Below are 19,952 nucleotides of genomic sequence, written 5' to 3'. Positions count from 1 at the left end.
GACGGCGAGGATGGACGACCATGCGGATACTTGTCGTGGACGACGACCCGGCCGTGCGGCGGTCCTTGGAGCATGCGTTGGGCCGCGACGGGTACGACGTGGCATCCGCGGCTGATGGGGCGTCCGCCCTCGCGGAGCATGGCGTGTTCCGCCCGGACGCAGTGGTGCTCGACGTCCTCATGCCCGAACCGAATGGGCTCGAGGTCTGCCGGACGCTGCGTTCGGGCGGGTACGACACGCCGATCCTGATGCTCACGGCCCGGGACCTGGTCACCGACCGGGTCGCCGGGCTCGACGCGGGGGCCGACGACTACCTGGCCAAGCCCTTCGCCCTGGAGGAGTTGCGGGCCCGGCTGCGAGCCCTGCTGCGGCGCAGCGGCGCAAGAGCCGAGGTGCTGCACTTCAACGACGTCGACCTGGACTTGAGCGGCCGGCGGGCCGAACGCGCCGGCCGGCGCCTGGAGCTGACCAAGACAGAGCTGTCTCTGCTGGAGCTGTTCCTGCGCAACCCCCGCCGGGTTCTGAGCCGGACCCAGATCTTCGAGTCCGTCTGGGGCTACGACTTCGGCCCGGAGTCGAACGCGCTCTGGGTCTACATCAGCTACCTGCGAAGCAAGCTCGAAGCCGACGGCGGCAGCAGACTGATCCAGACGGTGCGCGGCCTGGGCTATGTCCTGCGCGAGGAGCCATGAACCTGCGTACCCGGCTCGCCATCGCCGGAGGGTCCATAGCCGCGGGCGCGCTGGTTCTCGTGTCGGTGGTCCTGTATCCGGCCGTGGAATCCAGCCTCCGCGGCCAGATCGACAGCTCTCTGGTGACGGCGGCCGGCCAGGCACCGGACGTGGCGAAGGCCATCAAGGAGAAGTTCAGGGGGACGTCCAACGAGGGGGTCTTCCCAGCTGTTCCGCTGGGGATCGGGAGCACCCAGCTGCAAATCGTCCCGGACCCGGTCCGTGCCGGGCCGTCGGCGCAGTTCGTCGACCTCACCGATCGCGATGTCGCCGTCGCGAACGGAACCGCCGCTGCCTATTTCCGTAACGCCGTGTACGACGGCGTCGCCTACCGCATCTACACCGCCCCGTTCCCAGGAGCTCCCGGTACGCTCGTGCGCACCGCGATTCCGCAATCCGATCCCGCACCCACCCTGCGCCAACTCGCCTGGCTGCTCGCCGCATCGACGGTGGCCGCCGGACTCCTGGCGGCACTTGCCTCACGCCTGGCCGCACGCCGCGTCCTGCGACCCGTACGTCGGCTCACCGAGACCGTCGAACTGATCCGCACGACCGGCGACCTGGCCATCCCGATCCCCGCCGACAGCCAGGACGAGATCGGCCGGCTCGGCTCCGCGTTCGCCGGGATGACCGCCGCCCTGGACGAGTCCGTCGGCGCTCAGCGCCGCTTGGTGGCCGACGCGTCGCACGAACTGCGCACCCCACTGACGAGCCTGACCGTGAACCTCGAACTTCTGGCGGAAGACCTGACCGACACCCAGGCCCCGCACCTCGCCGCAGAAGCGCTCGACCAGGCCGGCGAACTCAAGACACTGATCAACGACCTGGTCGATCTGGCCCGCTACGGCCAACCCGCTTTCCACACTGAAGACGTCCGCCTCGACCTCGTCGCCGAGCGCGTCGCAGCCCGCGCGACACGTCGGGCAGCACAGATCGGCTTCGACTTGACCTGCGCGCCCACCCTGGTCCACGGAGACCCCGACGCCCTGGAACGCGCCGTTGCGAACCTGGTCGACAACGCAGTGAAATGGAGCCCGTCCGGGGGCCGGGTCCTGATCCGCGTCCAGGAGGGCACTCTCGACGTCGCGGATGCCGGCCCAGGGATCCCCGACAGCGACCTCGAATTCGTCTTCGACCGCTTCTACCGCTCACCTGCTGCCCGCGCGCATCCCGGATCAGGACTGGGCCTGGCCATCGTCCGACAGGTCGCCGAGGCTCATGGCGGCACGGCCGAAGTCGTGCCGTGTCCTAGCGGCGCGCTGCTGCGCCTGAAACTGCCGGTGTGCAGCGAAGTCGCCGGGCCAATGTGACTTCGTGCTCTCAGGAGAGCGTGGCGATGCAGTTGCGCAGGCTCAACTCCGAAGAGCCAGTAATAGTGCTCAATTCGGCGAAGCTGCCGGAGGTCGCGTGTCCGGGGCGCAGTGGTGTGGTTTCGCCGCCCGGCATGGGCGGGCCTCGATCCCTTCTGCCGAAGGGGTCGAGGCCATCTTGTCGATCAGCAAGTGCCAGGGGTCAGATGCCGCCCCGTGACGACTTCTTCAGATCGAAGTGGCTAGCCGTTGATGAACACGTAGTCGGCCTGGTATGGGACGTTGACGATCGGCGTGGCCTGCGGGTCGCAGGGGCCGGTCGGGGCGACGCCGCCGACTGTGTTGAGGCGCAGCACCTCGACGGCGTTCGACAGCAGCCCGGAGGAGTCGCCGATCTGGGTGGCGTCGAGGTCCAGTTCGGCGATGTTGCCCGCGCCGTTGGCGTTCTTGGTGACGACCTTGCCGGTGACAGCGCTACCGTCGGCAGCCTGCCACTGCGGCGGGCCGGCGGCCGGCTGAACGAAGGTGTGGTGGATGCCGCCGGTGAGGCGCGCCTCGACGTTGTTCTGGGTGAAGGCGAACGAGCCGTCGAACTGCACGGTGCAGGCGTAGATCTGGCTGCCGAAGACCACCGACTCCTGCACTGCGGCAACTCCGGTCGTGCTGACCGCGTGACTGAGCAGGTGCAGCTGGGCACGTACGGCGCCGTTCGGGAAGTCATTGTTGCGCAGGTCGGTGTAGAAGCCGCTCGGGTCTGAGCGCAACGCGTCGAGCACGGTCGGGTCGGTGACGGTGACGCTGCCGGAGGCGGAGCTACCCGTTCCGCTCCGCGTGGTGAACAGCGGTACGACGACGGGCCCGTCCGCTCCTCGACCGGCGGCGTGGATGGCTGCCTCGGTCGGGGCGCTGATGCCGCGCCAAGACACCGAATAACTGAGCGTGTTGCCATGGATGCCGATGAGTTCCAGCGCCTGCCCGTCCGGATCGCCGCCCGCGACCTCGTTGCGGCCCTCCAGGCTCGCCACGAGGACGGCGGGTGCTGCGGTCGGGTCACCCGGCACGGTGATTCCCGCCGGCGGTGTCACCTGGGTGCTCGCTCCCGCCGAGCCGACGGCAAGGGTGGCGGAAGCGGCGGACGCGACGAGGGCGGCGCCGATGCCGCGGGCCAGGCGGCGTCTGGTGCGGTGAGACATGGTGATTGTCCTTCCGGATCTGCGGCCGACGCTTGTGCCCGGCCCGCATCAGGTAGTACGTCGACCAGCGGGCCGGCGCCCAACCGGAAGGTGCGACAAAGCTCACCGGCGGCCGGCTGAACCGAATCAATGCCGCATACGTGTCGCGCGCGACCTATCGTGGCGGCTCGTCGCCGCGAGCGGCCGTTGCCGGCCGGACGCTGCGTTCAGCCAGAGGGGCACGTACTGGCAGGTGACGTGTCGTTGCGCGCCATGGACGTCGAGCGCGCCCTCGCCGCCGTCTCGCGCCACTCCCTTGGTGAGAGCCCATATTCGGCGCGGAACAGACGCCCGAAGCTGGATGCATCGCGAAATCCCCAGCGTCGGGCCACGGAGGCGATGGTGACGTGCTGAGACAGGCCACGACCGAGCTCGTCTCGGCACGCCTCCAGGCGGCGGCTGCGGATCCACTCGCCGAGGGAGATGCCGCCGGCGGCGAGGACGTTGTACAGGTGACGGACGGAGATGTGGTGTTCGGCCGCGATGTGAGCGGCGCTGAGGGTCGGATCGCCCAGGTGCGCACGCACGTACTCCAAGATCCGCATCTGCAACGTGGCCCGCAATGATTCCCTGGCCGTCGTTGAGGTGACGTCAAGGTGCGTGCTGATCACTGCCCGGATGAGTTCCAAAGAGGGCTGGCTTACCGCGTCGCCCCCGGCGTCGGCGAACGCGCTCGGCCGGCCCGCGAGGTGCCGGAAGTAGACCGCGGCCAAGTCTGCGACCGGATGTCCAGGACTCAATCGCGTTGCCGTCACCTGCCGCACGACATCCCACGGCAGGGCCAGCTTCTCCAACGGCATGCGGAACTGGTGCTGTCGGTAACCCTCGGAGTCGACCAGTGTGTACTGGGACGTCGAGCTGTACACCACCAGGTCACCTGGGCGCACAACAGCTTCGCGGCCGTCTTGAACGACGAGGCTGGCTCCACTGACCTGCAGACCCAGCATCAGGCTGGGTGCCAGATCATCGCGGGCATGGCGCGGGGTCCGCTCGACTCTTGTGGCGTTGGAATGGATGGAGGAGATCCGCAGCGCACCAAGGTCGGCGAGCATGCCTCGCACGACAGGGCCCGCCTCGGGGAAGTCGAGCTCGACCGGAATGATCCTGGCGGCCACCGCTCGCATGGACTCGGCCCGCGTGCCGGCCGGAATCGTGCTCGAGTCGACAATCTGGATCACGGCTTGGTCCTCGGTAGTCGCCCTGCCCGCTGGACGCAGGCTCAGCGTGCCGCGGGCGTGACAGGCGCTGTCGGCGCCGGCTCGCACAGATGATGCTACCGGCCCTGCGCGCTCTCGGATGTCAGTCAGTGGGGGAGTGCATGCCGTGCCGAGTAAGCGTCGGCCGTGGACCATTCGTGCATGGCCATCTGCACGTTGTGCAGGATGACGCGCGCATCGGCGCCAGGGGCCGCGTACGGCCCTAGCGTCTGATCCGGCACCACGAAGGGTGTCCTCATCCCCGCTCGCCGCGTCCTTCAGGAACGGGGAGACCGCCGAGCGGATAACGAAACCGCAAAGGACAAGCCATGCGTACACCGAAGAAATCACTCCTCGCGGCCGCCGCGGCTCTCACCGCCGGCGTGCTCGGCATCAGCACCGCCACCGGCAGCAGCGCGCAAACCCTGCACCAGGACCAGTCAGTCAAACCGACCATCGTGCTCGTGCACGGCGCGTGGGCCGACGGCTCGAGCTGGTCTGCCGTCACATCAAAGCTGCAAAGCGCCGGATACACCGTCGATGTCGAGGCAAACCCGCTGCGCGGCCTCGCAACCGACGCCCAGTACCTGCGTGATCTGCTGGCCACCATCCCTGGCCCAGTCGTGCTCGTCGGGCACTCCTACGGCGGCATGGTGACCACCAGCGCTGCCACCGGCAACCCCAACGTCAAGGCCCTCGTCTACGTCGACGCCTTCATCCCCGACCAAGGCGACAGCGTCGGCGCGCTCGCCGCCGCACAGCCCGGCTCCGACCTGGACCCGAACAGCTCGATCACCGCGGTGCCGATCCACGACGCCGGCGGAAACGTCATCAACGCCGACGTCTACATCAAGCCAGATCAGTTCGCGGGCCTGTTCGCGGGTGGCATCCCGGCCAAGCAGGCCGCCGTCCTAGCCGCCACCCAGCGGCCACTGACCGCCAGCACGCTCGAAGAGACCCTCGCCGGTGTTCCGGCGTGGAAGACCATCCCGTCCTGGGACCTCATCGGTACGGCGGACAACGTGCTGCCACCGGCGGAGCAGCAAATCATGGCGCACCGCGCCGGCGCGCACATCACCAAGGTCGACGCGCCGCACCTGTCGATGATCTCCGACCCGGACGCGGTCACCGGCGTGATCGTCGACGCCGCCCGCGCCACCAGCTGACCGGGGACGGAGGGCGCCCTCGGACCCGAGTCCATCCCCAGGACGCAGCTAGCCGATGAGCTCGTCGAAAGAGTATGGATCGGTAGGGGCGCCCCAGAACTCGACGACCTTGCCGTCTCGCAGGCGGAATATCTGCGCGCCGTAGCTGCTCACGGTCCGGTCGCCGTGGCCGGCGGTGGAAACCACCAACGCGACGCCTTGCTCGTCGTCGGCAAAGACCGCCTGAAGGTCCATCTCGAACGTTCCCTGCAGCACCTCCGCGAGCTTGCCGAAATGCGCGTACACCGCGTCTCGCCCGCGGTGGTCGCCGGAAAGCTGATTGTGCCCGGGCTCGTGCCAGAGCAGATCCTCGGCGAACAGACCATTGAGAGTTTCGAAGTCACCCTTGGCGAAGGCGGCGTGCCCGCCTTTTGATGCGAGCAACATTGGGATGGTCAGTCATGCCTTGTCCTCGACGTAGACGGTGAGGGATGCCATGACTACCCCATGCGACTCGGCCAGACCGGCGGTTTCGGGAGGCGGTGAGGCCACGAACGCCTTGAAAGCGTCCAGGTCGTCGACTTCGGTGAGCACGGCAGTGCGAGTGCTGCCATCCATGGCCACCAGGTCGGTGACGCTCCCGCCGCCCGGAAAGGCCGCGGCCCGCTCCGCCTTTCCCTGCAGCCAGCGCTCAACGTCCTTGACGTCGTGCGTGATGAGAATCCTTGACATCTCTCTACTCCTAGCAGTGGTGGTTGTTCCTGGTCTTCGGCGCGGTCAATCCTTGGTGCGTCGGCCGGTGCTGTTGCCACGCCCGAGTGGCTCCCGCTACTTGCGCGGTCATGATTACTGTCATCGCTTCTTGCTCCTGTCTCTTTCGACGGCGGGCCTCGACGCGCACATCGCACGCCAGGTCAGAATCTGTTGGTGTCGAAGTCGAGCACCAGCTCCGGGGCGGCGAATTCCTTGTCCAGAGGGATGCCGTGGACCTGGCGGAGGTGGTCGCGGAACCAGCGATCGAACGGCTCCGGAGAGGTCTCCAGCATCCTGAACGCGATGCCGAGATCGTCGGCCTCCAGATAGACCACGGCCAGAGCCCCACCACCTGGTGCGGCCTGCAGCCAGACCGCTTCCCGGATGATGCCCGCCCGGCGCCGGGAGTCCTGGTACCCCTCCTTATGGGCACCGAGCTGACACGAGGCGAGTGCGGCCCGGCTTGCTTCGGCCTGGCCGGGCAGCAGGGGAGCGGCGTACGCGACTGACTGCATGCGATCGATCGTGCTGCGGGCAGGCGGCAGAGACATCACTCAATCGAGTCAGGCATCGGCCGCAGGACCGACCGGCACGGCTCCGAGCTGCTGCGTGAGCGACAGCATGTCCGCCACGCCCCAGTGCTCACAGACGAGACCGGCATCGTTGAACCTCATGATGTCGATGAGTGGCACGGATACCCGGGCGCCGCTCGGCGGCGCGCCCATGAACTCGCCCTTCTGCGTGCCCGTGACGGTCACCCGTGCCACGGCTTTGTCCTCGCTCGCGATCACGTCCTCGACCGTCATTCGCCAGTCCGGGAACGCGGACACCAGACTTCGGAAGAACTCCAGTGTCCCCTCCTTCGTCGCGGGGAGATCCGAGATTCGTTCGTACTCGACGAAGTCGTCGGCCAGCAGGTCGCCGAAGCCGGCGAGGTTTCCGGCGTTGATGCGCTCATAGATCTCCCGCATCGTCGCAGCGTTGTCCACGATCGCCCTCCCTTTCAGCGAGGTTGCAGCACGGGTTGCTGCCTGCGATCGAATCTGCTGCCGGCCACGGGCGGAGACATCACTCGATCGAGTGATGGACCACGGCGGCGAGCGCGACACGGTTCGGAACGCCGAGCTTGGCGAACACGTGCCGGAGGTGGGTGTTCACGGTGTGCGGCGACAGGTACAGGCGCCTCGCGACGGCTCCGTTCGTGAGTCCCTCGGCCACCAGCAGCGACACCTTCCGCTCGGTCGCGGTGAGGCTCTCCCAGCCTTCCGTCGGCCGGTGTCTTGACCCGCGCGAGCCGGGATGGACGCCGAGGGACCGCAGTTGCGCTCGGACTCTGCTCGCCCACGCGTCGGCTCCCGCTTGCTCGTAGCGTTCCAGCGCCTCGGCGAGCAGTGCCGCGGCTTCTTGCCGCCGCCCGCCCTGGGCCAGCAGGCTCGCTGCGTCCTCGCACGCGCCGGTGTGCTCGACCAGGAGCGGCGCACGGCGGGCGAGCGCAACCGCTTCGATCATCGAGTCGATCTCGCCGTCCACCAGTCCCTGGCAGCGCAGCGCCAGGCTACGCACGGTCGGGACCTCCGGTGCCAGCGCCGCTGCTGCCGCGACGGCGCTGGACACTTCGGCAGCCACTTCACGGTGCCCCAGTGCCAGGGCCGAGTGGACGAGACCGGGGGCGAGACAGCGGTAGTAGAAGCGGCACTCCCGTGCGGCGTCGAAGCGCCAGCACCGCAGCAACACGTCATAGGCGCCCTGCCAGTCGCCTTGAGCCCGTTTCAGTCCCGCCACCGCGGAAGCCAGGACTCCCGCGTTGTAGCTCAGTTGGTCGCCCTCCAGCGACGCGGCAATCCCGGCGGTCAGCTCGCTTGCCGCCCGGTAGTCACCGGTGGCCGTCGCGATGATCGCCTGGTAGGCGAGGGATTGAGACACCAGAAGCTGGTTGTTCTTCTCCTGCGCGGCCTGGCCGCCGGCAACCAGGCCTGGAACCGCGTCCTCCCATTCCCCGAGGACGAAGGACACCTCGGCGTCCGCCATCAAGGTGTCGGACAGCCACCATCCAGCGCCGAACTCGTCATCGAGAGCCTGTCGGTACGCGACTCGCGCCTCGTCGATGAGGTCGCAGTCGAACAAGGCGAGGCCCAGGAAGAACTTCGGCTGCAGCGGCATCGCTCTTGTGTCGTGCCAGCCCGCGGCCAGGGCCGCCGCCCGCCGGGCGTGGGTGAGCGCCTCGCCGTAGCGGCCTTGCCGCCCCACCGCCACCAACAACGCCGTCAGCGCCCAGACCGTCATCGCGGCATCGCCGGCCTGCTCGGAGATGACCAATGCCCGGCCGGCGGCCGACTCACCCGCTCGGGGGTCGCCCGTGTACGTCAACGCCCAGCTCTGCTGCGCCAGCATCGGCACCTGTTCGGAAGGCCGAAGCCGCTCCGGGCCGGCGAGGCCGGCCTGCGCCACAGCGATGAGCTCGGCCGCACGGTTCTGCAGAGCGAGCGCGCCTAGAAGCGCAAGGTGCAACGGGGTGTCCACCTCGGCAACGTGCTGCCGGGCGAGCACCGCTTCCGCACGCGCCGACGCCTCTGCCACCCTCCCGGCGCGCAGCAGCGCTTGGACAACCTCCGACGACACCAGATCCGCGTCGCGATGACCACCGGGCAGCAGTGCCTCGGCCCGGCGCAGGAGCTCGACGGCGACCAGGGGCGCCTGTGTCGAGGCGTCACGGGCGGCGTCCCGAAGCCAGGCGACCGCCTGCTCGTCACCCCGCTCCGCCCCGAGCATCAGATGATGCGCCACGTCGAGTGGCTCCGCTCCCGCGGCCATCAGGGCGACCGCGGCCTCACGGTGCAGCAGGCGCCGGGCCGACTGCGGAATGTGCTGATAGATCGCGTCATGCACGAGTTGGTGCCGGAACACCACCCGTCCTCCGGCCTCGTCCAGGAGCTGAGCGTCGAATGCGTGGCGCAGCTGCCCGACCACGTCGGCCGGCGGCCGGTGGGCGACAGCCACCACATCGCGAAGAGACACGGTATCGCCGAGTACCGCCGTAACTTCCAGCAGCTCGAGCGTCGCCGTCGGCAGCTCTCGCAGGCGGCGAACCACCAGGTCACTCAGCGGCACCGGCAGCTCCGACGTCGTCACCTCGACGTTGCCCTCGGCGCGGCGCAGCAATCCTTGATCGCTGAGCGAGCGCAACATGGCTACGGCCCACAACGGGTTTCCGCCGGTCTTGGCCAGCATGGCAGTCAGGGCCGGTCCAGGAGGTGCACCGACCACGTGACAGGCAAGCACGGCCACGTCCTCGGCCTTCAGCGCGTGGAGTTGCACGGTGAGTGCGCCGACAGCCGCCAGATCATCGAGCAGACGGACCACCTCGGGTGACAGGGGCGACGGCCGGGCTGTGAGCACGACAAGCAACGCCGCAAGCGGTAGCTGTCGTGCCACCGACAAGATCGTCAACAGGCTCGCGCTGTCTGCCCAGTGGACGTCTTCGACCACCAGCAACATCGGGCGTTCGGCACACAATGAGTCCACCAGGTCCACGATCTCCTCGACGACTTGGTACTGGATGTCGGCGGCCGAGGCCGGTGCTCCATCGCTCTCGCCACCCAGGAGCGCGCCGATTGCAGCCCTGCGCGGGTCCCGTGACCGTCGGCTCAGCCCCAGCGCCGAAGCGACCGCACCAAACGGACGGGTGCGCTCGAAGGGATGAGCCTGACCGTAGAAGACAGCCACGTCACCCGAGCGCGCATCATCGACGATGCTCCGCACCAAGCGCGTCTTGCCGATGCCGGCTTCCCCCGCGACCACCATTACCGACCCCCGGCCCGCGTTGAGCCGGCGGACCGCAGCTGCAGCCACGGCCAGCTCGGCCTCCCTCCCAACGAGTCCCTCGACCGAAGACACCCTCAAAGGCTCCCTCCGGCCAAACCCTGCGTCCAGCCTCCGATGGTCCTGGGGTGTCTGACGACTACGTTTGCCCTGGTGAGGCACGCTGCCGTCTGGGCTGTAAGTCTGTCGGCGGATGCCGACGCAGGTTCGGGGCCCTGCACCCGCCACCAGCACGAAACCAGCCCCTGACCTGCGGAAACGCAGGTCAGGGGCTGTCTCGTTGGGTCGGCTGCCTCCGGCGAGCTACTGGGCATCCGTGTCAAGTGCATGTCGAAGGTGGCTCGCTGCCTCCGGCCTCGTGCTCAGCGCCTAATGCATGCCCGATGCGCTCGCTGAGGGTCTGCGGCGGGTCGGTGGGGTCAGGCTAGGGCCTTGGCCTTGATGGATTCGTACTCCTCCTGGGTGATCGTTCCGGAATCGAGCAACTCTTTGGCGCTGGCGATCTCGTCGGTCGGGCTCTTGGACGTGCTGGCCACGTCCTTGATGTACTTCTCCTGCTGGGCCTGCTGTTGCGCTACGGCCGTCCGCTGCCGCTCGGACATGCTCCGGCCCCGGACAATCAGGTAGATCAGTGCCCCCAGCCACGGCACGAAGATGAGCAGGATCGCCCACAGCGCCTTGGCCCAACCACTGAGCGAGTGGTCGCTGAACAGGTCCCACAGACAACGGAACCAGACCATCAGTGCGGCGATCCAGATGAAGAACCAGAAGCTCCAGAGGAGAACTTCCCCGAAGTCGTTCGTCATTGCGTCCATAGCCAGTCCCTCCCAGAAATGAGCGCACGCAACGCCCGGTGAGCGTCACGTTCCCCCAACAGTTCGTGAAGTCACCATGGCAACGACGCGGGGAAAACGCCAGATCCTGGCCCCGCGTAGTCGCTGTCAACGGGCTTCGGTCGGGGTGAGGCGGCAGGTGACGTTGGCTGCGTCCAGGGTTTCCAGGGAGAGGACTTGGAATCCGGCTGCGGTTAGTTCGGCGTGGAGGGCGTTTGGGGTGAGGTGTCTTCGGTGGGGGAGGTGGGGGCGGCTGTTGATGTCGGTGGTTTGGTCACCGGGGGAGTTGGGTGCGGCCTCGCGGTAGAGGATGCCGGTGGAGGGGTCGTAGTGGTGGCCAGGCTCGGGGTTGCGTTCTGGGACGTGCAGGGCGGTTGAGATCACGTAGTAGCCGGTTGGGTTCAGGCGGGCGCGGACGGCTGCGAAGACGGCGGTGCGGTCTTGGTCGGTGACGATGGACTGTAGGCAGTAGCTGTCGAGGACGAGGTCGTAGCGGCGGGCTGCCGGCTCGGATGCCAGGGTGCAGATGTCTGCCACGTCGAAGGCGACGCGTACGTTCCGCTCTGACGCCATCCGTCGCGCGAGGGTGATTGCCTCGGGGATGAGGTCGATCGCGTCCACGTGGAAGCCGCGAGCGGCGAGGAAGCAGGCCGCGGGGCCGGTGCCACAGCCGTACTCCAGCACTTGAGCGGCAGCTGGTAAATCGAGTGTCGGCAGGATCCGCTCGAGGAACTCACGGTTCTGGAAGTCGTCGTAGGTCCACGCCTGGTCGAACAGGTCGTTCCACTGGGTGTACCCGAGCTCTTCGATCTTCCGGTACGCGGACTCATGCTCTGCTTGGTAGTAGCGCACACCGCCCAGTGTGATGGAGCGGCCGGGTGGGGGAATAGCGTTGGGATGGCGGGGAGTTTGGTATTGGGTCAGACCAGGTTCGGGACCGAGGAGAGCGATGAAGCCGACTGAGTTCGTGAAGGTGAACGGGCAGTTCTGGGGGGAGCACCTGCGGAGTTCCGGCGAGCATCTGCTCGGGAGTCACCGGCGGGAGCTGCCGGGCCCGTTGCTCTTCCCACGGCTGATGCTGCTGACCGAGACCCCGGACTGGAACATCCTCGAGCTCGCCGGTGTGAGCCGCGAGTACCGCTCGCCCGAGGTGCGGCGGCAGAAGGCGGCGAGCGTCGAGGAGTACTTCGGCGTCGGCGACGGCTCGGCCGTGGTCACGCTGCCGGGGGAGAACCTGTTCAAGGACGCGACCATCGCGACCGAGGCGGGGCGGCAGGAGCTGGACGGCTACTTCCCGGCCACGGCGAAGATGCTCGGGGACGAGTTCACCGGGCCGGGCGACCAGTTGCTGCAGTTCGCCCCGGGGAACTATTCGACCTTCGACCGGACGCTGCTCGTGCACACGGCGAACGACTCGATCCGGCTGCACTGGACCTTGTTCGCGATCGCGATCCACCGGTCCGAGCCCGCCGAGAAGTACCTGGACTTCCTCCGGAACTACTCCAACGCCCGGCCGCACCTGGATCCGATCGGCACTCTGAGCGTGCCGGTGGAGGCCGCGGACCTCAACGGCGACGCATTCGCCAGCACCTACCTGGCGCACGGTCTGCAGGACGGGACCGTCGACCAGTTCCTGGACGCGAACGAGGAGATCCTGCTGTCGGCGTTCGACGCGACCCGGCTGATCCGGCAGCCCTTCCTGGACGACCTGCGGCCCGACTTCATCCTCGAGCGCGCGGACGGCAGCCACCTGATCGGCGACCTGAAGCTCCCGGTCCTCGACTCCACCAACGGCAAGAAGCGTCGGCGCGCGTTCCGCAACCCGGTCAGCGAGGGCGCCGCGCAGCTCACTCAGTACGCCGACTACTTCAAGTCCACCGAGAACCGTGCCTTTGCCCAGACCAAGTACGGCGTCGACGTCAGCGACCCGCGCAAGCTGCTGATCATCCCGACCCAGGAGCCCGTCGGCGCGGCCGAGTTCGCACAGGCCGGCGTGGAGATCGTCGACTACGACACGATCCTGCGCCTCCACCTCGCCGCCAAGTCCTGATGGAGTACTTCGTCTACGGCCGGGACCGCCCCGGCAGTGGCGAGCTCAAGGCGAAGCTGACCGAGGAGCACTGGGCCTTCATGGACGGGTACGTCGGCGCCCTGATCGCCCGCGGTCCGACCCTGACCGAGGACCGTGAGGCGTCGACCGGCAGCCTGCACATCGTCGACCTGCCGGATGTCGAGGCCGCCCGCGCGTTCGCGTACGACGAGACGTACTACCGCGCCGGCGTCTTCGGCTCAGTACTGCTCTGCCGCTTCCGCAAGCACGTCGGCAGCACGATGTGGGACTTCGCCAACGCCGTCGAGGGCTACGGCCGCTACCTCGTCCTCACCGAGGACGGGCCGCGACCGATCAGCTCGAAGCACCTGATCATGTACGGCGACCTCCTCGGCCTGGACGACGACACACACCTCGGCCGCGCGGCCCTCGTCGAAGCCCGTGACGCCCAGGGCGCCGCCGTACTGGCGGATGCGGATCCAGCCGACGTCCACCCGTGGGAGTTCGGGGGACGGCGGGACTGAGTTGGCTCAGCTGACGGCCGGGATTCACCTCCGGCCGCCAGCGTGGTCGTGTGATTGACGACGAAGAGCTGTTCGAGTCGCACTTCTCACGACGCGGGTTTCTCGCGTCTGCCGCCGTCGCCGGTGGCGCCCTCCTCACGACCGCCGTGCCCGCCCAGGCCGCTCCCGTACGGCAGTCGGCCACGGCCGCCGATCCGATCACCACACCGCGGGTCGGCGGGCTGCATCTGCAGTTCGGAGCGGACGCGTCCACGGAGGTGACCGTCTCCTGGCACAGCCGCCAGCCGGTACGACGGCCGCGCGTACTGCTCGGTGGTCCGGACGGGAACTTCGAGCGGACGGTGACCGCTGCCACGAGCAACTACACGGACGCGAAGTCCGGGCACATCGTCTACGTCCACCACGCCCGAGCCGGTCGGCTCCGCGCCAACACCGAGTACGTGTAGGCCGCCGTACACGACGGGGCCGAGGCCGAGTTCGGGACGTTCCACACAGCGCCGAAGGGCACGCCGCCCACCCCTACGGCTTCGCGGCCTTCACCGTCGACCCCGGTCACCCCGGCGGCCACACCACCATGCAGGTCACCTACTACGACGTCCTTGGCCCCAACGGAGACCTCTCCCCCTTCGAAACCTTCACCCTCCACCGCCCCCGCCGCGACGGCTGAGGACCGTCTGCAGGGTGCTGACGAGCGTACGTCGGTCGGCCGCCGGGAGGTCGCCCGTGAGCGCCTCGATGCGGTTGACGACGGCGTTGTGGGCCTCGTGGGCCAGCGCTTTGCCGGCGGGGGTGAGCTCGATCTGGCAGGCCCGGCGGTCGGTGGGGTTGGCGATGCGACTGACCAGGTCGCGGCGTTCCAGGCGGTCGACCATGCTGGTCAGGCTCGAGCGTTCGATGCTCAGGATCCGGCTGAGCTCGGTCATCCCGAGCGGTCCGCCGAGCAGGACGCAGAGCAGGTGGGCCTGTTGCGGGGTCAGGCCGAGCGGCCGGCTGGTCTCGGCGTGCAGGTCCTGCAGGAGGTGCATCGTCTGGACCAGGGCGCTGGCCAGTTCCTGATCCCGCGCCGTCGTCGTCGCCATGTCCCCCATGATAGTCCGGTCCACGAATAGTTTGCAGATCGAATAGTTCGGAGTGCTACTATTTCGGTCTACGAACTATCTGAGGAGACTCCGATGACCGTGAAGTTCGGATATGGCTCGCCGGATCATGTCCGCGACGTGGACGCCATCCTGCGACTGGCCGAGCAGGCCGAGCGCGACGGGCTCGATCACGTCAGCCTGTCGGACCACCCGTACGTCGCCGACCTGCTGGACGGGTACGCCGCAGTCGGCTTCCTCCTCGGCCGGACCGAGCGACTGTCCGCGTTCGTCAACGTGACCAACCTGCCGTTGCGCCCGGCCCCGATGCTCGCGCGTACGGCGTCCGCGCTGTCGGCGTTGTCCGGTGGGCGGTTCATCCTCGGGATCGGCGCCGGGGGAGCGATGGACCGGATCACCACGATGGGCGTCCCGGCGCAGCGCCCGGCCGAACAGGTCGAGGCCTTCGAGGAAGCGATGCAGTTGGTCCGCGCGTTGTCCGCCGGCGGCGATCCAGCTCCCACGAAGCACTACCCGATCGGAGCGCTGAAGGCCGCCGCCGTACCCGCGCCGCTGATCTGGACCGGCTCGAACGGCCCGAAGTCGCTCGCCGCCACCGGTCGTCAGGCCGACGGCTGGATCCCCGGTCGCGCCGCCGACTGGCTGAGCGACCGCTACCGCTGGTCGCGCCCGATCATCGACGAGGCCGCCCTCGCGGTCGGCCGCAAACCCTCCCATGTCGCCACCATCTACAACTTCCCCGGCGCGATCACCGCAACGCCCGTACGCCGTACTCGCGACGACGACGGTCGCTGGATCGGCGGCTCCCCGGCCCAATGGATCGAGGAACTCACCGACGCCGTCCTCAACCACGGCGCCGCCGGCTTCACGCTGTTCCCGCGCGGCTCGGACCCGTACGACGTCCAGGTCGCCCGCTGGTCGCAAGAAATCGTCCCGGCGATCCGCGCCGGGATCAATCGAGAGTCGCCAGCTCTTCTTTAGTCAGCCGGAGAGCACCCGCGGCGATGTTCTCTTCCAGGTGGGCCGGGTTGCCGGTGCCCGGGATCGCGAGGACGTTGGGGCTTTGGTGCAGGGTCCAGGCCAGGCGGACCTGAGCCGGCGTCACGCCGTGAGTCGTCGCGATCTCCTGCACGGCGTCGGAGTGGTCGGCGGCCGCGCCGCCTTCGCGGGACTCACCGGCGATTGCGAAGAACGGTACGTACGCGATCCCGCGGTCCGCGCACAGCCGGATCAGCGGGTCCTCGTCGCGGCGCAGATCGACCGCATAGCTGTTCTGCACGCACACGACCGGCGCGATCGCGAGCGCCTCGTCGACATGATCGGCCCGGACGTTCGACACCCCGAGCTGACGGATCAGCCCGGCGTCGCGCAGGTCGGCGAGCGCGCCGAACCGGTCGGCGATCGAGTCGGCGCCCGGCTTCTTGATGATCCGCAGGTTGACCACGTCGAGACAGTCGACGCCGAGCTGCCGCAGGTTCGTCTCCACCTGCGTCCGCAGCTCGGCGGCGGTCGTCGCCTGGTAGAACCCGCGCTCGGGATCCTCGCCCGGCCCGACCTTCGTGGTGATGACCAGACCTTCCGGGTACGGCGCCAGTGCCTCGCGGATCAGCTCGCTGGCGTATCGCTTCGGCCCGTCACCGACCCCCAGCGTCCCGCCCGGTGACGCGTAGAACGCCGCCGTGTCGAGGTGGTTCACGCCGAGTTCCACGGCGCGCCGCAGAACCTGGATCGCCAGGGAGCGATCCGGGTTCGCAGTGATCCGCATCGAGCCGAAGCCCATCCGGTTGACGGTGACGTCGCCCAGCTTCCACGTCCCGGCTGCAGCCGCACTGCTCATTCTTCGATCGCTCCTCGGACTCGGCGCAGGTGCTGGCGGAAGGTCAACGACGGATCCGCCGCCCGCGCGGTCAGAAACTCCGCGAACCGAACCTGCTCCCGCAACGAGCGGCCGGCCCGGATCTCCCCGGCCTGCCGGTGCTCGATGTCGCGGATGGACTCGGCCAGCGCTGTCAGCTCCTCGACCCGGTCGCCCGGGACGAAGATCGCACCGTCCTCGTCTGCGAGCACGACGTCCGCGGCGGTCACCGTCCACTCGCCGATCGTTGCCGTGGACAACGCATCGGCCGGTTGCGGATCGAGCCGGAGTGGTCCGGTCGGCAGGGCGCCGAGACTGAAGACGGGCAGCCCGATCGCGGTGATGTCGACGGTGTCACGGTGCAGGCCCCAGATCACGATGCCCGCCAGGCCGGCCGCCTTCGCCTCGAGTGAGACCAGGTCACCGACGCACGCCTCGTCCCGCCGGCCGTCGTTGTCCACCACCAGTACATCGCCCTGCTCAGCGGACTCGAAGGCCTCGAGGAACACGTCCACACTGCCCACGTGCTGCGCCGGCAGCACCCGCCCGGCGACCCGGCCGCCGACCACAGCCGTCAGCGACACCGTGCGTACCGGCACTCCCGCCCGAACACAGGCGTCCGCCACGTGCGCCGTGGTCAATCCCGCGAACAGCATCCCAGCCCCTCTCGCTCGACTCCCAGCCGACCTTAGGTCAAGAACCGGATGATCGCGTCGAGGGAGGGGGGCGTAGTGGTGTCCACGGTCAGGGCCGGGACCGGGAGGTCGACCGGCTGGAAGGCGTTGTGGGTGCGCATCCGGGCCTCGGCGCTGATCTGGGCGTCCTCGTGGGCGGTCCGGTTGGAGTTCGCCGTACGGGCGTTGATCCGCGCCAGCGCCACCTCGGCCGGGACCGTGCAGTGCAGGACGCGGACGTCGGCCCGACCGAGCAGGGGGGCCAGGCCCGGGCTCCACAGGCGGTCCTGGAACGCCGCCTCGGCGACGACCGTCGTACCGCGGCCGATCAGCAGGCCGATCACATCGAAGAACGTCGACAGCGTCCGCATCGTCAGCGGATCGCCCGGCCCGGGCACGAACCCGGGGGTCGCGTGCGCCATCCCCTCCTTGATCTCGTCCCGGCAGATCGCCGGGCAGCCGATCGCCTCCGCCACCCGGTGCGCCAGCGTCGTCTTCCCGGTCCCCGGCGGGCCGCTCACCACGATCAACATCGGTTTGGACTGCACGCGCGGCACCTTAGCGAGACCGGGCCGGTGATCTCCACTGAACGTCGAAGCCGGGTCAGAAATTGTCGGTGCGGCTGGTTAGCGTGATGTCCGGATGCGGCCGGAGTCCGCGCGCGGCGGGGGTGACAGTGGAGCGATGACGACGTATTCGGCGGTGCGGACGACGGGGATCTACTGCCGTCCGGGGTGTGGGGCGAAACCGCTCGCGGAGAACGTGCGGACGTTCGAGCTGCCGGCCGCGGCGGAGGCGGTCGGGTATCGCGCGTGCCTGCGCTGCCGGCCGTACCGGGTGGCCGGGACGGTCGCGGACGAGGCGCCCGAGCTGGTCTGCCGGGCGGTCCAGCTGATCATCGCCGGCGTGCTGGACGAGTCGGGTGAGGCGGCGCTCGGCGCGCGGCTGGGGGTGTCGGCGCGGCATCTGCGCCGGATGTTCCACGAGCATCTGGGGGTCACGCCCGATCAGTTCGCGCGCTCCCGGCGGGCGCATTTCGCGCGGCGGCTGCTCGACGACTCCGAGCTCGGGATCGCGGACGTCGCGTTCGCGGCCGGCTTCGGCAGCCTCCGGCAGTTCAACCGCGCGATGCGCGAGATCTTCCGCGCCTCCCCCCGCGAGCTCAGGGATCGCCGTCGCCGCAGTGATCGCCTGGTCGCCGATGGAGGTCTCGTACTGCGCCTGCCGTACACACCGCCGTACGACTGGGACGCGATGTGCGCTTTTCTCGCCGAGCGCGCGATCCCCGGCGTGGAGTCGGTGGAGGATGGTGTCTACCGGCGGACGATCTCCCTCGACGGCTACCCGGGACTGCTCGAGATCGGCCCGGGCGGCGACGACTACCTGCTGCTGCGCGCCCACCTGCCGTACTGGGAAGGCGTCATCCACATCGTCGACCGCGCCGCTCGCTTGGTCGGGCTGGAAACCGAGCCCGTCCTCGCGCGAGCCCTGCTGTCCGAGGACCCGGTGATCGGCCCGCTGATCGCGTCCCGCCCCGGCGTCCGAGTGCCCGGCGCCTGGGGTCCGTTCGAGGTCGCCGTCCAGGCTGTCGTCCGTGACCACCTGGACGGCAACGAGGCGTACGACGCTCTGCGCAAACTCGTCGAGGTCCACGGGCTGCCGGTCCCCGGTCTGGATCACGGTCTGACGCACGCGTTCCCGGGTCCACAGGCTCTGACCGGCGCCGAGCTGATCGGCCCCCTTGCCCAAGAAGTTGCGGCAGGCAACATAGTGCTCGACAGCGGTGTGGATGCCCAGAAGCTGGCCGAGGTGGCCGGCGTCAGCACCAAAGCCGCACATCGGGTGGCGATGCGGCTTGGTGCCCGTGACGCCTGGCCGCTGGACGGTGAGTCGGAGCATCTACGACCGTGGCGCTCACTCGCCGCCGTTCATCTGCTCAGAGATTCGTAGGTGCCCCTCGACAGCAGTTCCTTCGCGGCGGCTGTTGCCAGCTCATAAGCAGCCGACGCGATCGCGGGTCCGACGCTGATCCGGGTCACCCCGAGCGCTGTCAGTTCGGCGACCGAAGGAGCTCCTGGGCCGACCATCACGTTCAGCGGTAGCGGTGCGGCGGCAACCAGCTCGCGAATGGTGGCGGCATCCACGACTCCCGGGACGAACAGGACGTCCGCGCCGGCCTCGGCGTACCGCTTGGCGCGTTCGATCGTGCCGGAGCCGTCGCCGAACAGGTACGTGTCGGTGCGGGCGTTGATGACGAGATCGATGCCGGCGGACACGGCAACGGTGCGAGCCGCCGCGATCCGGGCGGCGTGCACCCGAGGTTCGTCGAGCACCCGGCCGGTGCTGTCTTCGAGGTTGATGCCGACGGCACCGGCTTCGAGGGCGTCGGCGACGGTTGCCTCGACCTCCCCGTAGCCGGCCTCGAGGTCGGCGGTGACCGGGATCGACACCGCCGCGCAGATCGCGCGGAGTGCCGCGATCGCCGTCGTCCGGGTGAGTCCGCCTGCGTCGTCCACCCCGGCGGCCCAGGCGATGCCCGCGCTCGTCGTCGCGATCGCGACAGCACCCGCCGCCTCGATCGCGCGAGCGGAGCCGGCGTCCCAGGCGTTCGGCAGGACCAGCGGCGGGGGGGGGGGGGGGGGGGGGGGGGGGCGGGGGGAGGGGGGGGGGGGGAGGGGGGGAGAAGGACGAAACCCCGCCCCCACCCGCCCAGGCGGGGTGGAGGTGTGGTTT

At 68.9% G+C, this 19,952-nt stretch carries 23 protein-coding genes; 8 read left to right on the top strand and 15 right to left on the bottom strand.

Features of this window, described 5'->3' with window-relative positions; all coding sequences use genetic code 11:
- The first annotated feature begins 20 nt into the window (after positions 1–20).
- Positions 21–692 carry a response regulator transcription factor gene (locus ACZ3HV_RS07960; RefSeq protein WP_465682036.1) on the top strand — a complete coding sequence of 224 codons (672 nt, stop codon included), beginning with the start codon at positions 21–23 and terminating at the stop codon, positions 690–692.
- Positions 689–2,041: a HAMP domain-containing sensor histidine kinase gene (locus ACZ3HV_RS07955; RefSeq protein ID WP_465682034.1), complete on the top strand. Its 1,353-nt coding sequence runs from the start codon at positions 689–691 to the stop codon at positions 2,039–2,041. The genes ACZ3HV_RS07960 and ACZ3HV_RS07955 overlap by 4 nt, the downstream gene beginning before the upstream one ends.
- Before the next feature lie 242 nt (positions 2,042–2,283).
- Here ACZ3HV_RS07955 and ACZ3HV_RS07950 read toward each other — a convergent pair whose 3' ends face one another.
- The 3 genes from ACZ3HV_RS07950 to ACZ3HV_RS07940 form a co-directional block, all read right to left on the bottom strand.
- Entirely contained in the window at positions 2,284–3,234 is a 951-nt protein-coding gene (locus tag ACZ3HV_RS07950; protein ID WP_465682032.1) for a CHRD domain-containing protein, read from the bottom strand.
- A 206-nt stretch (positions 3,235–3,440) separates the two neighbouring features.
- Positions 3,441–4,451 carry a helix-turn-helix domain-containing protein gene (locus tag ACZ3HV_RS07945; RefSeq protein WP_465682031.1) on the bottom strand — a complete coding sequence of 337 codons (1,011 nt, stop codon included), beginning with the start codon at positions 4,449–4,451 and terminating at the stop codon, positions 3,441–3,443.
- 125 nt (positions 4,452–4,576) lie between these two features.
- Positions 4,577–4,729: a hypothetical protein gene (locus ACZ3HV_RS07940; RefSeq protein WP_465682021.1), complete on the bottom strand. Its 153-nt coding sequence runs from the start codon at positions 4,727–4,729 to the stop codon at positions 4,577–4,579.
- Positions 4,730–4,798: 69 nt separating this feature from the next.
- On the opposite strand from ACZ3HV_RS07940, the gene ACZ3HV_RS07935 reads away from it, so the two are divergent.
- Positions 4,799–5,635, top strand: a complete 837-nt coding sequence (locus tag ACZ3HV_RS07935) for an alpha/beta fold hydrolase (protein WP_465682019.1) — start codon at positions 4,799–4,801, stop codon at positions 5,633–5,635.
- A 48-nt stretch (positions 5,636–5,683) separates the two neighbouring features.
- On the opposite strand, the gene ACZ3HV_RS07930 is transcribed toward ACZ3HV_RS07935, so the two are convergent.
- The 7 genes from ACZ3HV_RS07930 to ACZ3HV_RS07900 all read right to left on the bottom strand — a co-directional run bounded on the left by ACZ3HV_RS07930 (position 5,684) and on the right by ACZ3HV_RS07900 (position 11,871).
- Positions 5,684–6,061, bottom strand: a complete 378-nt coding sequence (locus tag ACZ3HV_RS07930; protein ID WP_465682017.1) for a nuclear transport factor 2 family protein — start codon at positions 6,059–6,061, stop codon at positions 5,684–5,686.
- A 12-nt stretch (positions 6,062–6,073) separates the two neighbouring features.
- Positions 6,074–6,346, bottom strand: coding sequence for a hypothetical protein (locus ACZ3HV_RS07925; protein WP_465682015.1), 273 nt, complete (start codon positions 6,344–6,346; stop codon positions 6,074–6,076).
- 182 nt (positions 6,347–6,528) lie between these two features.
- Entirely contained in the window at positions 6,529–6,882 is a 354-nt protein-coding gene (locus ACZ3HV_RS07920) for a hypothetical protein (protein WP_465682013.1), read from the bottom strand.
- 48 nt (positions 6,883–6,930) lie between these two features.
- On the bottom strand, positions 6,931–7,356 hold the full coding sequence (locus ACZ3HV_RS07915; RefSeq protein WP_465682011.1) for an ester cyclase: 426 nt from the start codon (positions 7,354–7,356) through the stop codon (positions 6,931–6,933).
- A 79-nt stretch (positions 7,357–7,435) separates the two neighbouring features.
- Entirely contained in the window at positions 7,436–10,261 is a 2,826-nt protein-coding gene (locus ACZ3HV_RS07910) for an AAA family ATPase (protein WP_465682009.1), read from the bottom strand.
- A gap of 344 nt (positions 10,262–10,605) precedes the next feature.
- Positions 10,606–11,001: an SHOCT domain-containing protein gene (locus ACZ3HV_RS07905; protein WP_465682007.1), complete on the bottom strand. Its 396-nt coding sequence runs from the start codon at positions 10,999–11,001 to the stop codon at positions 10,606–10,608.
- 126 nt (positions 11,002–11,127) lie between these two features.
- Positions 11,128–11,871 carry a class I SAM-dependent methyltransferase gene (locus ACZ3HV_RS07900; RefSeq protein ID WP_465682005.1) on the bottom strand — a complete coding sequence of 248 codons (744 nt, stop codon included), beginning with the start codon at positions 11,869–11,871 and terminating at the stop codon, positions 11,128–11,130.
- 97 nt (positions 11,872–11,968) lie between these two features.
- Between ACZ3HV_RS07900 and ACZ3HV_RS07895 the strand changes: the two genes are divergently transcribed.
- The 3 genes from ACZ3HV_RS07895 to ACZ3HV_RS07885 are packed head-to-tail and all read left to right on the top strand — an operon-like array spanning position 11,969 to position 14,039.
- Entirely contained in the window at positions 11,969–13,069 is a 1,101-nt protein-coding gene (locus tag ACZ3HV_RS07895; RefSeq protein ID WP_465682003.1) for a hypothetical protein, read from the top strand.
- Positions 13,069–13,593: a YciI family protein gene (locus ACZ3HV_RS07890; RefSeq protein WP_465682001.1), complete on the top strand. Its 525-nt coding sequence runs from the start codon at positions 13,069–13,071 to the stop codon at positions 13,591–13,593. Before ACZ3HV_RS07895 ends, ACZ3HV_RS07890 begins: the two co-directional genes overlap by 1 nt.
- 50 nt (positions 13,594–13,643) lie before the next feature.
- On the top strand, positions 13,644–14,039 hold the full coding sequence (locus tag ACZ3HV_RS07885; protein WP_465681999.1) for a fibronectin type III domain-containing protein: 396 nt from the start codon (positions 13,644–13,646) through the stop codon (positions 14,037–14,039).
- A 189-nt stretch (positions 14,040–14,228) separates the two neighbouring features.
- Here the strand turns inward: ACZ3HV_RS07885 and ACZ3HV_RS07880 are convergent, their stop codons facing one another.
- Positions 14,229–14,672 carry a MarR family winged helix-turn-helix transcriptional regulator gene (locus tag ACZ3HV_RS07880; protein WP_465681997.1) on the bottom strand — a complete coding sequence of 148 codons (444 nt, stop codon included), beginning with the start codon at positions 14,670–14,672 and terminating at the stop codon, positions 14,229–14,231.
- 93 nt (positions 14,673–14,765) lie between these two features.
- On the opposite strand from ACZ3HV_RS07880, the gene ACZ3HV_RS07875 reads away from it, so the two are divergent.
- Positions 14,766–15,671 (top strand): LLM class flavin-dependent oxidoreductase, encoded by a 906-nt coding sequence (locus tag ACZ3HV_RS07875; RefSeq protein WP_465681995.1) that lies wholly within the window; start codon positions 14,766–14,768, stop codon positions 15,669–15,671.
- Here the strand turns inward: ACZ3HV_RS07875 and ACZ3HV_RS07870 are convergent.
- Genes ACZ3HV_RS07870 through ACZ3HV_RS07860 form a run of 3 tightly spaced genes read right to left on the bottom strand, consistent with a single transcriptional unit; the run spans position 15,643 to position 17,767 of the window.
- Complete coding sequence (locus ACZ3HV_RS07870) at positions 15,643–16,527, bottom strand: aldo/keto reductase (RefSeq protein ID WP_465681993.1); 885 nt, start codon at positions 16,525–16,527, stop codon at positions 15,643–15,645. The genes ACZ3HV_RS07875 and ACZ3HV_RS07870 overlap by 29 nt on opposite strands.
- The gene (locus ACZ3HV_RS07865; protein ID WP_465681991.1) at positions 16,524–17,201 is read right to left on the bottom strand and encodes an RraA family protein; all 678 of its coding nucleotides are present in this window, start codon (positions 17,199–17,201) and stop codon (positions 16,524–16,526) included. The genes ACZ3HV_RS07870 and ACZ3HV_RS07865 overlap by 4 nt, the downstream gene beginning before the upstream one ends.
- 32 nt (positions 17,202–17,233) lie before the next feature.
- On the bottom strand, positions 17,234–17,767 hold the full coding sequence (locus ACZ3HV_RS07860; RefSeq protein ID WP_465681989.1) for a P-loop nucleotide/nucleoside kinase family protein: 534 nt from the start codon (positions 17,765–17,767) through the stop codon (positions 17,234–17,236).
- 136 nt (positions 17,768–17,903) lie between these two features.
- Here ACZ3HV_RS07860 and ACZ3HV_RS07855 point away from each other — a divergent pair, with 136 nt between their 5' ends.
- On the top strand, positions 17,904–19,169 hold the full coding sequence (locus tag ACZ3HV_RS07855) for a bifunctional transcriptional activator/DNA repair enzyme AdaA (RefSeq protein WP_465681987.1): 1,266 nt from the start codon (positions 17,904–17,906) through the stop codon (positions 19,167–19,169).
- On the opposite strand, the gene ACZ3HV_RS07850 is transcribed toward ACZ3HV_RS07855, so the two are convergent.
- Positions 19,148–19,924 carry an isocitrate lyase/PEP mutase family protein gene (locus tag ACZ3HV_RS07850; RefSeq protein WP_465682806.1) on the bottom strand — a complete coding sequence of 259 codons (777 nt, stop codon included), beginning with the start codon at positions 19,922–19,924 and terminating at the stop codon, positions 19,148–19,150. The two genes, ACZ3HV_RS07855 and ACZ3HV_RS07850, sit on opposite strands and share 22 nt — an antisense overlap.
- Between the last annotated feature and the right edge of the window lie 28 nt (positions 19,925–19,952).

The sequence above is a fragment of the Kribbella sp. NPDC020701 genome (assembly GCF_055562215.1).
The sequence above is the reverse complement of the archived record's forward strand: the minus strand, read 5'-3'. Positions and strand labels throughout refer to the sequence as shown.